The organism is Amycolatopsis sp. TNS106 (assembly GCF_019330265.1).
Lineage (GTDB): Bacteria > Actinomycetota > Actinomycetes > Mycobacteriales > Pseudonocardiaceae > Amycolatopsis > Amycolatopsis lurida.
In genome coordinates, this window is the sequence record NZ_CP024972.1 from 7,511,439 (window position 1) to 7,525,301 (window position 13,863).

Sequence of the window (13,863 nt, forward strand, 5' to 3'; positions counted from 1 at the left end):
TGCCGTGCTCGACCGCGACACTCAGTACGGCGAGCTCGACTACTCCGACGATCCGCGCATCACGCACCAGGACGTCCTGGCCGCGCTCGGCCCCGACGCCGACACCCTGATGGCCGAGATCGACGTCGACGTCGACGAGCTGATCCGCCTCATCAGCGCCGAGACCACCATGCTCCCGCCGATCGTCATCCCGGACGAGTTGGCCGAGGACCGCACCGCGGGCGCGCCGATGAAGGCCGCGACCAAGGACGAGGTCATCGCGAACTCGACCCGCGTCTGGAAGAAGCGTTTCCTCAAGGGAACCGTCATGGCGGTGCTGCTCACCCTCGGTGGTGGCGGCGCGGCCGCGATGGCGATGAACAAGAGCGTCACGCTCGACGTCGACGGCAAGCAGCAGACCGTCCACAGCTTCGGCGACACCGTCGGTGAGGTCCTCGAAGACGCCGGTCTCTCGGTCGGTGCGCACGACTCTCTCTCGCCCTCGCCGCAGGCCGAGGTGGGCGACGGCGGCGTCATCAAGCTGGAGCGCGGCCGCAAGCTGAACCTGATCGTCGACGGCGCACCGCAGCAGGAGTCCTGGGTCCGCGCGACCAACCTCGGTGACGCGCTGAACCAGCTCGGCCGTGCCGACCTCGCCAAGGCCGGCACCTGGACCTCGCTCCCGCAGAACGGTGAGCTTCCGCTCGAGGGCGCCACCGTCGAGGTCAAGACCCTCAAGAACGTCACGGTCTACGACGGCGCGAACGAACCGCGCAAGGTGCAGACCAACTCGGTCACCACCAAGGAATTCCTCGGTGAGCTCCGGATGACCCTCGGCCCGGACGACGAGGCCGTCGGTGGTCTCGACGTCAAACTGGTCGACGGCGCCGAGGTCCACATCAGCCGGACCGGCGTCACCATGGTCAAGCAGGACGAGGAAATCGCCCCGCCCGAGCAGAAGGTCGACGACCCGAACCTCGAAAAGGGCAAGACCAAGGTCGAGGACCCGGGCACTCCCGGCCAGAAGACCGTCACCTACAAGGTCACCAAGCGCAACGGCAAAGAGGTCGGCCGCGAGAAGGTCTCGGAAGAGGTCATCACCGAGGCCAAGCCCAAGATCGTCAAGGTCGGTACCAAGAAGCCCGCCGACCCGGTCATCGGGGACGCCGGCGCGTGGGACCGCATCGCGCAGTGCGAGTCGACCGGTAACTGGTCCGCCAACACCGGCAACGGCTACTACGGTGGCCTGCAGTTCAACAAGAGCACCTGGGACGCTTACGGCGGCGACGAGTACGCCGCGTACCCGCACCAGGCCAGCAAGGCCCAGCAGATCGCTGTCGCCGAGAAGGTGCGCGAGGACCGTGGTGGTTACAGCGCTTGGCCGCACTGCGGCAAGAAAGCCTGACGCAGATCATCCTCCTTCCTGAAGGTCACCCTGTGGGTTCGCCCGCAAGGTGGCCTTCAGGCCGTTAGGGGCTTCGGAGGCTGAGCCGGGTTCCCGGCTCTCGGTCTCGAGAGTCTCGCCCACCAGCGCGCAGGCCGGATGTGGGCCACGTTCCTGGACGGGTCTCGAACACCACCGCTACGGGATGGGCCTTGGCGGCCCTGAGGCGGCGCCTGGGCGGGCTTGGAGCGGTTTGAGGGCTCCTCAGCAGGCTCGGCTGCCTCAGGCTGTTCGGCGACCTGCTCCGAGCTCTTCCTGGGCACGGGGATGTCCGGGCCGGTTTCCGCGAACTCGACGATCTCCGAGAACGCGTCCCCGCGTCTCTCGGCCGGCGAACGGTCGTCGGCTCCTCCGTCGGGAGCCGGATAGGCCCGCGGTACGAGGAGCGCGTTCAGGCGGGTGCCAGTCTCGGCATCGAGGTCGCCGCGCATGTCCCAGCGGCCGGTTCGTTTCTGGCGCAACCAGAACTCGCTCCGCCGCCGTTGCGGAGCGGGATCGTCTTTGGGGTTTCCATCCGGGTCCAGTTGTGCGAGCAGGTCTGTGCCCGCCACCGTGACGTCACGCGGTCTCGCGACGCAGGCGAGTTCGACCAAGCCCTTCTCGGCCTCGAGGCGTGCGCTCGCGGTGACGTGCTCGGGCAACCTCTTCATGACCGTGACGATCCGATCGATACTGGCTTCGGCCAGCGCGCCGGTGGCGGCCGCGGTACCGGTGAGGGGCGCGACGGGGTCGATCGACGTGCCGTCGCGCGCCCGTCTCGAATTGAGCGCCAGCGCTCTTCCGGTCACTCTCTGAGCCTCCGCCCGAGGTACCCGGGCCACATGCTCGTAGAAGACGGCGATCGAGTTGTGCCCGTAGAGATCACGGACACCACGTGACTCGATCTCGGCCAGGATCTGGCCGACTTCGGCGACAAGACGTCGCCCTTCGCGTAGCCGCGTCTGCAACTCGTCGAGAAGCAGTTCGGCGTCACCTTCCGGCAGATTGAGCGGGAAGGCCTTGGGAATGTTTGTGCTGGTCATCCCTCGATTGTCGAGGCAGATTCGAACGAATGCACGGTATCGATCGGGTGGATGATCATTACGCTCCGGCTGTGCGGACCTGCGCCGATCACCCTTGAGTGGGATGCGTGTCGCTTCGGAAAAGCCATCCGGATGGTGGGGGCGGATCAGGCCGGTCCCTGGCCCTGCTGATGCGTCCGGTCCCATTCCTCGCGGAGCACCCCGTAGACGACGGCGTCGTGGACGCCGCCGGACCAGCGCCGGGCGCGCCGGAACCGGCCTTCTTCGACGAATCCGAGCCGTCGTCCGACGGCGATCATTCCCGGGTTACCCGAGAACGTGGCGAAGTCCAGACGGAGTGCGTCGGTGCGGGAGAACAAGTAGGTCGTCCACATGCGCAAGGCCTCGGTGCCGAACCCGCCGCCCCAATACCGCTCGTCGTAGATGGCCAGGCCCATCCGCCGCCAGTCGGTCTGCCTGCTTTCCCAATACCAGCCGACCCGGCCGATCAGTCGTCCGTTGCTCAGGTCGCACACGGCGAGACTGGTGCGCGGATCGGGTCTCGCGGTCTTGGTCGTGGTGAGTTCGCGCGCTGTGGATTCGGCGGCGGCCGTGCTCGGCGTGCCGAAGTAGGGGCCGTTCGTTTTGTGCCAAGGCCGCCCGGGGTCGAGTAGGTCGCGGAGCGGCCCGAGGTCGGACGGGTGCCAATCGCGCAGCCGGACTTTGTCTCCATCGAGTACGACGTCGTCCACCGGCCAATCGTGGCTTACCGGACCTGGTTACGATCGTCGGGTGACTGAACTGCTCGGTCCTGCGGAAATCAGGGCGCTGGCGGCCGAGCTGGACGTACGTCCGACCAAGAAGCTCGGCCAGAACTTCGTGCACGATCCCAATACGGTGCGCCGCATCGTCGACCTCTCGGGGATCGGTGAAGGCGACGTCGTCCTGGAGGTCGGGCCGGGCCTCGGCTCGCTGACACTCGGACTGCTCGCGACTGGCGCCGAGGTCGTCGCGGTCGAAATCGATCCTGTTCTGGCGGGGCGGCTGCCCAGCACCGTGGCCGAACGAGGTGGGGCCGAAAGGCTGACGGTCGTCGGGGCGGACGCGTTGCGGATCACCGCGGACGACCTGCCGGCACGGCCGACGGCGCTCGTCGCGAACCTGCCGTACAACGTCGCCGTTCCCGTCGTGCTCCACTTGCTGGCCGAATTGCCGTCGCTGACCAGCGGCCTCGTAATGGTCCAGACCGAGGTCGCCGACAGAATGGCGGCGGGGCCGGGAAGCCGGACATACGGCGTGCCCAGCGTCAAGCTCGCCTGGTACGGGAAGACGCGCAAGGTCGCCGCGGTGCCCAGGGCGGTGTTCTGGCCGGTTCCGAACGTCGACTCCGCCTTGGTCGCGTTCGAACGGGGCGACGTGGTGTCGTCCGTGGATCGGGAGCGGCTGTTCGCGGTGGTCGACGCCGCCTTCTCGCAAAGGCGAAAGACCTTGCGCGCCGCGTTGGCGTCGTGGGCCGGTTCCGCCGAACGCGCGGGCGAATTGCTCGAAAAGGCGGGGATCGACCCCAAAACCCGCGGGGAGCAGCTGGACGTTCACCAGTTCGCCCGGATCGCCGCGGCCGCCGGCTGACCACCTGTCGCAGGTGTGACCGGAGCCGCGCGAACGGCGCCAGGTCAAGGCAGTGTGACTGCGTGATCCACCCCCTGGACCGACTCGTCTTAGCAGGCAGTGCGCCTGCCGTTGATCTTAGCCGCCAGCGCATCTCATAATATGGACCGCTCATCCTGTATGATGGACGCGACCAGACGTGTGATCTGCGCCTACGCGCTTGCTTTCATCCAGTGGGATCGGTTTTACTCAGTGAGCCATCCCGAGCGACTGAGAGACCTGGCTCGCCGAAGTCGCAGCAACCACCCTCCACAGGGCAGGTGCTACAGCCAGGACCGATGGAGGCTGTGCCTAATGAACAGGGTCACCCACCCGCTCCTGCTGACCAGGCGACGTGTCGTCGATGAAGGTCGCCGCACGGTAAGTGCGTGTCGACGCTCCACCGTTACTGCCTGAGTTCATTCCCTTATCTCTGAATCCGTCCGTTTCCCGGACGGTTACTCGGTGACGGTTGGCGCGCTCGCAAGAAGCAGCGCCCCATGTGCATGGAGCCTTTCGTGATCACTGTCGAAAACCTGTCCAAATCCTTCCCCCTCAACGGAAATCCCGTCGTCGCACTGCGCGATGTGAGCGTGGACATCCAAGCAGGCTCGCTGTTCGGAGTCGTCGGTCCGGCGGGCTCCGGCAAATCGACGCTCGCCCGGTGCATCGGTCTTCAGGAGCGTCCCGACCGCGGTGTCGTCCGCCTCGATGGACTCAACACCGGAACCCTTGACGGCCGCCGTCTCCGTGAAATCCGGCGCCAGGTCGGCGTCGTGAGCACCAAGCCGGAATTGCTCGCCGAACGCACCATCGCAGGCAACATCGCTTCGCCGCTCGAACAGCTCGGCCTCGACGGGCCGCAGCGCCGCAACCGGGTCGGCAACCTGCTCGACCTGGTCGGGCTCACTCCCCGTGCCGGGCAGCGGCCGGGTGACCTGTCCGAGGGGCAGCTGCGCCGGGTGGCCATCGCCAAGGCACTGGCCGCCGGGCCGTCCGTGCTCTTGGCCGACGACCCGACCGCCGGCGTGCAGCCCGAGGAGTCCGGCGCGGTCCTGACCGTGCTCGACCGGGCGCGCGCCGAACTCGGCGTCACCGTGCTGCTCACCACACCCGACGCCGGCGTGGTCCGCCGTGTCTGCGACGACGTCGCCGTTCTGGAGGCCGGCGCGATCATCGAACGCGGAACCGTGCTCGACCTGGTCTCCGACCCGAACAGCCGGACCGCGCAGGCGCTGCTTCCCGCCATCGAAACCGGGCGGGCACAGGCCTCGAAGTACGACCGCGCGGTGGACGTCGTGCTCGTCGGCTTCGCCTCGGTCGGTGCGCTGCTGCCGGAGGCCGCCGGTCGCTTCGACGTCGAGCTCGCCACCATCGGGGGCGGTCTGACCCGAATCGGCGACACGCCCGTCGGCCGGTTCCGCCTCGGGGTGCGCGGTGAGCGCGCGGACGCCGCGCTCGCCTGGATCGCCGAACGTGGCGGCCACGTGACCCACCCGGTCCGCGGCCCGCAGGGTGTCGCCGCCTGATTTCTCCGCGAACGGGCCGCCCAGGACGAATCGCGTCCGGGGCGGCCCGTTCGCGTCTGACCCGTTCGTTCTCTTTTCTCCTGATGACAGCGTAAGTGGAGCGGCCACGTAGGCTTGACGCGTGCTCGCCGTCGTACCGCCCCCAGTGACCGTCAGGGTCCCCGCCAAGGTCAACCTGCACCTGTCGGTCGGAGATGTACGCCCGGACGGCTACCACGAGCTGGTGACCGTGTTCCAGGCGCTTTCCCTGACCGACGAGGTGACCGTCGCGGTCACCGAGGACCCCGGCGTCGAGGTCTACGGTGAAGGGGAAGGTTCTGTACCGACAGGAGCCAACAACCTGGCCTGGAAGGCAGCGCAGGCGTTGGCAGCCCACGTCGGCAAGGCGGACGGCGAGTCCAAGATCAGAGTCGTGTTGCGCAAAGGCATCCCGGTCGCGGGCGGGATGGCCGGCGGCAGTGCCGACGCGGCCGCGACCCTGGTGGGGCTCGCGTCGCTGTGGAAGCTCGACATCTCCCGGGACGAACTGGCGGGTATCGCCGCGAAGCTCGGGAGCGATGTTCCTTTCGCGCTCTACGGCGGGACGGCGCTGGGCACCGGCCGAGGTGAACAGTTGGTGCCTGTCCTGTCGAGGCACACCTTCCATTGGGTCCTGGCCTTCGACCAGCGTGGGCTTTCGACTCCGCGGGTGTTCGGCGAGCTGGACAAGCTGCGTGAAGAAGGCAGCCCACCGCGGATCGGCTCGCACACGCCGGTGGTGGAGGCGCTGGCATCCGGCGACCCGCGGCAACTGGCGCTGCTTCTCGGCAATGATCTGCAGGCGGCCGCTGTCTCGTTGCGTCCGGGGCTGCGCCGCACGTTGCGGGCGGGAGTCAACGCGGGTGCGCTCGCCGGCACCGTGTCCGGATCCGGGCCGACCTGTGCCTTCCTGTGTGCGGATGCCCAGTCGGCCGTCGAGGTCGCCGCGGAGTTGTCCGGCGCCGGTGTCTGTCGCACGGTGCGCGTCGCGCACGGGCCCGTCCCCGGAGCCCGGCTGGTCGGCGGGGACGACGCGCCGCGGCCGTCGCCGCCTCGGGTGCACGCATGAGGGTGTCCGAATTGGACACCGACTAATTCGTTTGTGGTGCGAGCTTTTTGGAAAGGATCGGCTGAGGCATGGCCAACTTGGTCAACCTGGAGTCGGTGAGCAAGTCCTTCGGGGTGCGCCCGCTGCTCGACGGTGTTTCGCTCGGTGTGGCGGAGGGGCAGCGTATCGGTGTCGTCGGTCTCAACGGAGGCGGGAAGACGACGTTGCTGGAGGTCCTCGCGGGGATCAGCGAGCCCGATACGGGACGCGTCAGCCAAGTCCGGGGCTTGCGGATGGCCGTGGTCACCCAGCGGACCGAACTTCCCGTAGGCAGCACAGTCGGAGATGTCGTGCTGGAGCGCTACGGCGCGGAGCACGAGTGGGCCGCTGACGCGCGTGTCCGGTCCATTATGGATGGTCTGGGCATCACGGCTCTCGGCATCGACAAGGAAACGGCGAACCTGTCCGGCGGCGAACGCCGCCGGGTGGCGCTGGCGGCCGCGCTCACCGGTGAACTGGACCTCGTGGTCCTCGACGAGCCGACCAACCATCTCGATGTCGAAGGTGTGCGCTGGCTCGCGGATCACCTGCTCAACCGCAAGATCGCGGTCGTGGTCGTCACGCACGACCGGTGGTTCCTCGACACGGTCGCGAGTGTGACCTGGGAGGTCGCCAACGGTCGTGTCGAGCAGTACGAAGGCGGTTACGCGGACTGGATCTTCGCGCGGGCCGAGCGGGCGAGGCTGGCGGCGACGGCGGAGGAAAAGCGGCAGAATCTGGCGCGGAAAGAGCTCGCGTGGCTGCGCCGCGGCCCGCAGGCGAGGACCTCGAAGCCCCGCTACCGCGTCGAGGCGGCGGAGGCACTGATCTCCGACGTGCCGGAGCCGCGTGATTCGGTCGAGTTGCAGGCGTTCGCCCGCCGTCGGCTGGGGAAGACCGTGCTGGAGATCGAGGACGCCACGTTGACCGTCGGCGACCGCACCCTGCTCGATCACGTCACCTGGCGGATCGGACCCGGCGATCGGATCGGCCTCGTCGGCGTCAACGGGTCCGGTAAGACGACGCTCCTCAAGCTGCTCGGCGGTGACAGGGAGCCTGAGACGGGTCGACGTATCCAGGGCAAAACGGTCAGCCTCGCGCACCTGCGGCAGGAGCTCGACGACCTACCTGGTGATCTGCGCGTGCTGCAGGCGATCGAAGAGGTCTCCGGCCGGGTCGTGTTCGGAAAGCAGGAGCTCACCGCTTCGCAGCTGGCAGAAAAGCTGGGATTCCCCGCCGCGAGGCAGTGGACGCCGGTCGAGGACCTGTCCGGTGGTGAACGGCGCCGCCTGCAGCTGTGCCGGCTCCTCATGGCCGAACCCAACGTGCTGCTGCTCGACGAACCGACGAACGATCTCGATATCGACACCTTGCAGCAGCTCGAAGATCTACTGGATTCCTGGCCGGGCAGCCTCGTCGTCGTTTCGCACGACCGATACCTGGTGGAACGCGTCTGCGACACGATCGTGGCCTTGTTCGGGGACGGGCAAGTGACCCACCTGCCGGGCGGGATCGAGGAATACCTCGATCGGCGAGCCAAGAGCCTTGAGAAGACCGGCGGCGACCGGAAGACGGGCGGCGCGCAGGCCTCCGCGCCCAAGAAGAGCGCAGCGGAACAGCGGGCGGCTCAGAAGGAACTGTCCCGCCTCGAGCGCAAGCTCGACCAGCTGCACACGAAGGAAGAGAAGCTGCACGCGGCGCTGCTCGCCGCGGCGACCGATCCGACGAAACTCATCGAGCTGAACACCGAATTGAAAGCCGTCGAAACGGAGAAGGAGGAGGTCGAGGCCCAGTGGCTCGAGACCTCCGAAGCGATCGAATGAGTTCACTCGACGGCGAGCGGGCGGTTCAGCGCGGACAGTAGTGTGACGCGCATGAGTCGGTTCGTGGACACGCTCGTCGCCACCGCGGCGGGGCGAGGTCAGCAGCGAGGAATGGTCACCGGGGAGCCCAAGGAGCCGGTTCGGCGTACGTGGGCCGAGATTCACGAGCAGGCCAAGCGGGTCGCCGGGGGTCTGGTGACGGCCGGGCTGGAGCCCGGCAAAGCGGTCGCGGTACTGGCGGCGGCACCGTCACTGATCGCGCCGACGGTTCAGGCGGTCTGGCTCGCCGGCGGCAGCGTGACGATGCTGCACCAGCCGACGCAGCGCACCGACCTCGCCGAATGGGCCGAGGACACCGTTCGCGTGCTGCGGATGATCGGGTCCGGCCTGGTTCTGCTCGGTGAGCCGTTCGACCAGCTGGCGCCGGTACTCACGGAGCACGGCATCGCCTTCCAGGTCATCACCGAGCTGCTCGAGGCCGAACCGCTGGCGGAGCCCGTGCCGACTGCCGAAGCGGATACGGCGCTCCTGCAACTGACCAGCGGGTCGACGGCCGACCCGAAGGCTGTTCGGATCACCTACGGGAACCTGTATTCGAACGTCAAGGCGATGGTCGACCGGGCCGAGTTCGATTTCGACGTCGACGTGATGGTCTCGTGGCTGCCCACTTTCCACGACATGGGGATGGTCGGCTTCCTGACGGTGCCGATGACGTTCGGCGTCGAACTCGTCAAGATCACGCCGCTGGAGTTCCTGTCCGGACCGTTGATCTGGCCGCAGCTGATCAGCAAGTACAACGGCACGACCACCGCCGCGCCGAACTTCGCGTACGCGATCGTGGGCAGGCGGATGGCCCGGGTCGAGGACGACGACGCCTACGACCTCTCGAAGCTCCGGATCGCGCTGAACGGTGCCGAGCCGATCGACGAAACGGCCGTGAAGACGTTCGTCGAGGCGGGGGCGCGCTTCAAGATGCCCGCCGAGTGCGTGTTCCCGGCGTACGGCATGGCGGAGGCGACTCTCGCGGTTTCGTTCGCGCCGTTGTTCACCGGCTTGACGCTCGACGTCGTCGAGGCCGACGCGCTCGAGGCGGACAACCGCGCGGTGCCGGTTCCCGAGGGTGACCCGCGTCGGGGGACCGACGAAGTCCGGTCGTTCGCGGTGCTCGGGCCGCCGCTCGACGGGCTCGAGGCCGAGATCGTCGACGACAAGGGAACCGTGCTCGGAGAACGCGAGGTCGGAGAGATCCGCCTGCGCGGCGAGGCCGTGACACCGGGGTACCTGACCATGGACGGTCCGCTCGCGACGCAGGACGAGGACGGCTGGCTGCTCACCGGCGACCTCGGTTACCTGGTCGACGGCATGATCGTGATCTGCGGCCGTCGCAAGGACGTCATCATCATGGGCGGCCGGAACCTGTACCCGACCGATATCGAACGCGCGGCGACCTCGGTCGAGGGAGTCCGGGCGGGGAACGCCGTGGCCGTGCGGCTCGACGCCGGCAGCCGCCGGGAACGGTTCGCCGTCGTGGTCGAATCGAAACTCGCCGGGGATCCGGAAACGGAGAAGGCGCTGGCGAAGGAGGTCGCGGCCAAGGTACGCGGTGCCGTCGACATGCGGCCCTTCGCGGTCGTGGTGCTCCCGGCGGGGAGCCTGCCCAAGACGCCCTCGGGCAAGGTGAAGCGGGCCGCGACCGCGGTCCAGTTCGCGGACAAGATCGCCAAGAACGCGGCGACTAGCTGATACGACGGGGCCGGGTCCGCGCATATCGCGGACCCGGCCCTGTCGCTGCACCTCCCGGTGGTCAGCGGCGTCGCCAAGGTGGCTTGCGGGTATGGGTGTGTTCCAAGGCAGGCGCTATGTAGTAGCCGGCGGACTGGGACAGGCCGGCCAGTGTGCCCTCGACGTCTCGCAGGAACGCGTCGACGGCTGCCGGGTCATAGCCTCGTTTCGAAAGCGGGGCTTTGGCGAACGCCACGTTGTGGACGTCCGAAACCGAGAGGTCGTCGTCACCGTCGAGGGTCGCCGCGACTCGTTCGAGGAAGGCGTCGACCGCGGGTTCGTGATAGCCACGGGCGCCGATCGGCGCCCGGTCGAACTGCCGGGTTCTGACCTCGAAGGCGGTGACGGGCACTAGCGCTCCCGCAAGAATTCGACAGGACCGCGGTCCGGGACGGCGCGTTCGGCGGTCGCTTCGTCCTCTTCGCGGGCGCCGGGCACGCTGAGCGCGTGCTGGCCGGTCCGGTGGGCGAGCTGGGTTTCGACCTTGTCGAGGAAGTCGTCGACTTCGCGTTCGTCGTAGCCGCGTTTACCGATCAACGGACGCGAGAACATGACGTGATGGACCTCGGCGGCCGTCAGGTCGTCCCGGTCCGAGATCGTGTCGGCGATCCGTTCCAGGAACGCGTCGACCTCGTGTTTGGCGTATCCGCGCCGCCCGATCGGGGCGTTCGGGAAAGTGGCGCCGGTGATGTCTTCGGCCGTAAACGACATGAAACTCTCTCCGGTTCGGTGGGGAATGCGATCTCCGCATTCCGTCCTAACGGGTTTGAGAGTTCCCCGGAAGAGCTCGCCCTATTCCACGACTCGATCAGGGGCGTGGTGAAACGCCTTCGAGTGACGGGACGTAACGCACTGCCATGTGAGCGGGTTCACCCAGCGTGGAAGGTGTTCTGGGCTGCGGCGAGACCAGTGCTGATAAGCGCTTCAACGGCGTCGGCGCAACGATCGATCTCGAAAGCGAGCTCTTTGCGTTCGACCGTCGAGAAGTCTTTCAGCACGAAATCCGCCGGATCCTGCCGTCCCGGCGGGCGGCCGACGCCGAAACGGACACGGTAGTAGTCCTTGGTGCCCAGTGATTTGGTGATCGAGCGGAGACCGTTGTGCCCGTTGTCACCGCCGCCCAGTTTCATCTTGAGCGCACCGAAGTCGACGTCCAACTCGTCGTGGATGACCACGACACCGGCCGGAGGGATCTTGTAGAACCGGGCCGCGCCCACGACGGGGCCGCCGGAGAGATTCATGTACGAACGCGGCTTGGCCAGGACCACCCGCCGGCCCGCGAGCCGACCTTCGAGGATTTCGGCGCCGCTCTTGTGGGCCTTGAACTTGCCGCCGACACGGTGGGCGAGCTCGTCGACCACCATGAAGCCGACGTTGTGCCTGTTGCCCGCGTATTGGGGGCCGGGATTGCCGAGGCCGGCGAGCAGGATCTGCTCGCCGGCCTCGGGAAGTACTGCTTCGGTCACACCAGTGACTTTATTCGGCGTCCTCGGCGGAGGTCTCGGCCGCCTCGGAAGCGCCTTCTTCACCCTCGAGCGCGGACTCGGACGGCGCCTCGTTCACGGCGACGACCAGGGCGTCGGGGTCGGTGACCAGCGTGGCGCCCTTCGGCAGCACGACGTCCGAGGCGTTGATCTGGGTGCCGGCGACGACGCCCTCGACCGAGACCTCGACCTGCTCGGGGATGTGCAGCGCCTCGACCTCGATCTGGATGGCGTCGAGGTCGGTGGTGACCAGGGTGCCGGGGCCGGGGGTGCCGGTGACGACGACGGGGATGTCGACGGTGACCTTCTCGCCGCGGATGACGACCAGCAGGTCGACGTGCTCGATGTAGTTCTTCAGCGGGTGGACGACGATGGTCTTCGTCAGCGCCAGCTCGCTCTTGCCCTCGAGGTCGAGGGTGATGACGGCGTTGCTGCCGTTCTCACGCACGACGCGGGCGAACTCGATGGCGGGCAGGGCGTAGTGGCGCGGTTCCGAGCCGTGCCCGTACAGCACCGCGGGGATCTTGCCGGCGCGACGCGTGCGGCGCGCGGCACCCTTGCCGAATTCGGTGCGGGGCTCGACGGACAGGCGTACCTCGGACACGGTGTAGCACTCCTTCAATTCACCAACATGTTCAGCGAAATCATGCTGAGGTGGGGATGGTTCGGGGCGGTTCTGGTGTTCGGCGGCGAATTCCACAGGCGTGCTCGACCGCGTGTGGCCACTCAAGCCGCCGCGTCGATCACGTCGGGCACCAGGTGCTCACGGAACCCGCCTCGCCGAGACCGGGAAAGTGTAGACCAACCGGTCGTGTGGTGGTCCCGCCGGGTGCCTCGTACAGGTGACAAGTCGGTGACAGCTGCTTCGCGAACCCGCGGATGCGGTGGTGCGCGACCCCTTTTCTAAGGTGTGATCTGCTCGCACGCGAGACTAAGGGGACGGGATGCCGGCACGACGGTCGAAGATCGGCGCGATCGCCGCCTTGTGCTGCCTCGTGGCCGGTTGTGACGTCGCGATCGACGGGGCGGCCGGGATCTCGCCCGCCGAACAGCAGCGGGTGGATCGGCGCGCGGAGCAGCGCGGCGCTGTCGAGGGCGCGTTGAAGGCGCTGGAACAGGCTCCGGCCGTTGTCTACAAGACGACGATCAAGGACGCGTCGGGTCAGCCCGCGGAACTCCAGTTCCGGATCACCCGGAACGGGAGCGCGCACGGCGCGCTGCCGGTCGACGGCCAGACCATCCAGGTCATCTCCGCCGACAAGCAGCTGTACCTCTCGGCGACGCCGGAGTACTGGAAGGCGCACGGGCTCGGAGACAGCGACCAGTACGGCACCAACTGGGTCCGTACGGACAGCTCGGACCTGCCGGTGAACGCCGTCGACGTGCTCAGCCCGCGGAAGGCCGCGTCGACACTGAGGACCGCGGTGTCCGGGATGAACCCGTTGACCGATCCGGTCCGTTCGAAGTTGCCTGACGGGACCGAGGTCTACGACGTCGGGAGCGGGCTCGGAACACTGCGGGTGACGACGGCGGCGCCGCACCGTGTCGTCAGTTTCGCGCCTTCCCTCGTCGCCGCTGCGGGTGGCAAGACGCTCGGCGCCGAGATGCGGGTCGAGCCGCTCACCGGGGAAGCGCTGAAGAAACTCCAGACCGATCTGGACGGCGCGATCGGCGGGATCGGACAGCCGTTCGACGCGCTGACCCAGGTCAGGGTCAGCGTCGTCAACGACAAGCTGGACTGCACGGACTTCGTCGGGACCTGCCGGGCGACCATCGACGTCGCCAATTCCGTCATCGGGGGCGTGAACGGGACGCCCGTGCACCTGAAGCTGACGGTCGACTTCACCGCGCAGTCCCTTGGTGCGCAGAGCTGCACGGCGGACGCCGACGCGGCGCCGGACACCACGACGAGCATGTCCTGCGAGGTCAAGTTCAAACTGCCGAATCGGAACGCCAGCTATCAGGTGCAGGCGAAGCCGTCGGCCAAAGGTGAGGTCCGGGCTCCGGTCGACGTCAACGGCGTTCGCGAAAAGCTCAAGTCCGAGTTCGCCACGCTGGGCGGCTGACCT

13 protein-coding genes and 1 riboswitch are annotated in these 13,863 nt (G+C 67.7%); of the genes, 7 read left to right on the forward strand and 6 right to left on the reverse strand.

Annotated elements, in window-relative coordinates; genetic code table 11:
• Positions 1-4 precede the first annotated feature (4 nt).
• Positions 5-1,384 (forward strand): resuscitation-promoting factor, encoded by a 1,380-nt coding sequence (locus tag CVV72_RS34705; RefSeq protein ID WP_219154322.1) that lies wholly within the window; start codon positions 5-7, stop codon positions 1,382-1,384.
• Between the two features lie 56 nt (positions 1,385-1,440).
• On the opposite strand, the gene CVV72_RS34710 is transcribed toward CVV72_RS34705, so the two are convergent.
• Positions 1,441-2,631 carry a DUF222 domain-containing protein gene (locus CVV72_RS34710; protein ID WP_219148279.1) on the reverse strand — a complete coding sequence of 397 codons (1,191 nt, stop codon included), beginning with the start codon at positions 2,629-2,631 and terminating at the stop codon, positions 1,441-1,443.
• Positions 2,592-3,176 carry a GNAT family N-acetyltransferase gene (locus CVV72_RS34715; RefSeq protein WP_219148281.1) on the reverse strand — a complete coding sequence of 195 codons (585 nt, stop codon included), beginning with the start codon at positions 3,174-3,176 and terminating at the stop codon, positions 2,592-2,594. Before CVV72_RS34715 ends, CVV72_RS34710 begins: the two co-directional genes overlap by 40 nt.
• Before the next feature lie 40 nt (positions 3,177-3,216).
• On the opposite strand from CVV72_RS34715, the gene rsmA reads away from it, so the two are divergent.
• From rsmA to CVV72_RS34740, 5 genes are all read left to right on the forward strand, one after another.
• Positions 3,217-4,053: a 16S rRNA (adenine(1518)-N(6)/adenine(1519)-N(6))-dimethyltransferase RsmA gene (rsmA, locus tag CVV72_RS34720; RefSeq protein ID WP_219148283.1), complete on the forward strand. Its 837-nt coding sequence runs from the start codon at positions 3,217-3,219 to the stop codon at positions 4,051-4,053.
• 233 nt (positions 4,054-4,286) lie between these two features.
• A riboswitch (SAM riboswitch) is annotated at positions 4,287-4,377 on the forward strand.
• 212 nt (positions 4,378-4,589) lie between these two features.
• Positions 4,590-5,600 carry a methionine ABC transporter ATP-binding protein gene (locus CVV72_RS34725; protein WP_034305962.1) on the forward strand — a complete coding sequence of 337 codons (1,011 nt, stop codon included), beginning with the start codon at positions 4,590-4,592 and terminating at the stop codon, positions 5,598-5,600.
• A gap of 121 nt (positions 5,601-5,721) precedes the next feature.
• Positions 5,722-6,687, forward strand: coding sequence for a 4-(cytidine 5'-diphospho)-2-C-methyl-D-erythritol kinase (locus CVV72_RS34730; RefSeq protein ID WP_219148284.1), 966 nt, complete (start codon positions 5,722-5,724; stop codon positions 6,685-6,687).
• Positions 6,688-6,755: 68 nt separating this feature from the next.
• Positions 6,756-8,528, forward strand: coding sequence for an ABC-F family ATP-binding cassette domain-containing protein (locus CVV72_RS34735; protein ID WP_219148286.1), 1,773 nt, complete (start codon positions 6,756-6,758; stop codon positions 8,526-8,528).
• A 51-nt stretch (positions 8,529-8,579) separates the two neighbouring features.
• On the forward strand, positions 8,580-10,271 hold the full coding sequence (locus CVV72_RS34740) for a fatty acyl-AMP ligase (RefSeq protein WP_219148288.1): 1,692 nt from the start codon (positions 8,580-8,582) through the stop codon (positions 10,269-10,271).
• A gap of 61 nt (positions 10,272-10,332) precedes the next feature.
• On the opposite strand, the gene CVV72_RS34745 is transcribed toward CVV72_RS34740, so the two are convergent.
• The 4 genes from CVV72_RS34745 to CVV72_RS34760 all read right to left on the reverse strand — a co-directional run bounded on the left by CVV72_RS34745 (position 10,333) and on the right by CVV72_RS34760 (position 12,398).
• Entirely contained in the window at positions 10,333-10,662 is a 330-nt protein-coding gene (locus CVV72_RS34745) for a DivIVA domain-containing protein (protein ID WP_219148290.1), read from the reverse strand.
• Positions 10,662-11,021: a DivIVA domain-containing protein gene (locus CVV72_RS34750; protein ID WP_219148292.1), complete on the reverse strand. Its 360-nt coding sequence runs from the start codon at positions 11,019-11,021 to the stop codon at positions 10,662-10,664. Before CVV72_RS34750 ends, CVV72_RS34745 begins: the two co-directional genes overlap by 1 nt.
• A gap of 158 nt (positions 11,022-11,179) precedes the next feature.
• The gene (gene pth, locus CVV72_RS34755) at positions 11,180-11,776 is read right to left on the reverse strand and encodes an aminoacyl-tRNA hydrolase (protein ID WP_219148294.1); all 597 of its coding nucleotides are present in this window, start codon (positions 11,774-11,776) and stop codon (positions 11,180-11,182) included.
• Between the two features lie 10 nt (positions 11,777-11,786).
• Positions 11,787-12,398: a 50S ribosomal protein L25/general stress protein Ctc gene (locus CVV72_RS34760; RefSeq protein ID WP_219148296.1), complete on the reverse strand. Its 612-nt coding sequence runs from the start codon at positions 12,396-12,398 to the stop codon at positions 11,787-11,789.
• Between the two features lie 340 nt (positions 12,399-12,738).
• On the opposite strand from CVV72_RS34760, the gene CVV72_RS34765 reads away from it, so the two are divergent.
• Positions 12,739-13,860 carry a hypothetical protein gene (locus CVV72_RS34765; protein WP_219148298.1) on the forward strand — a complete coding sequence of 374 codons (1,122 nt, stop codon included), beginning with the start codon at positions 12,739-12,741 and terminating at the stop codon, positions 13,858-13,860.
• Positions 13,861-13,863: the final 3 nt, after the last annotated feature.

Bases quoted from the DNA above. Each gene is read 5' to 3' on its own strand.
- CVV72_RS34735 (WP_219148286.1), top strand. From the start codon at position 6,756: ATGGCCAACTTGGTCAACCTGGAGTCGGTGAGCAAGTCCTTCGGGGTG.
- CVV72_RS34765 (WP_219148298.1), top strand. From the start codon at position 12,739: ATGCCGGCACGACGGTCGAAGATCGGCGCGATCGCCGCCTTGTGCTGC.
- CVV72_RS34750 (WP_219148292.1), bottom strand. From the start codon at position 11,021: ATGTCGTTTACGGCCGAAGACATCACCGGCGCCACTTTCCCGAACGCC.
- CVV72_RS34710 (WP_219148279.1), bottom strand. From the start codon at position 2,631: ATGGGACCGGACGCATCAGCAGGGCCAGGGACCGGCCTGATCCGCCCC.
- CVV72_RS34740 (WP_219148288.1), top strand. From the start codon at position 8,580: ATGAGTCGGTTCGTGGACACGCTCGTCGCCACCGCGGCGGGGCGAGGT.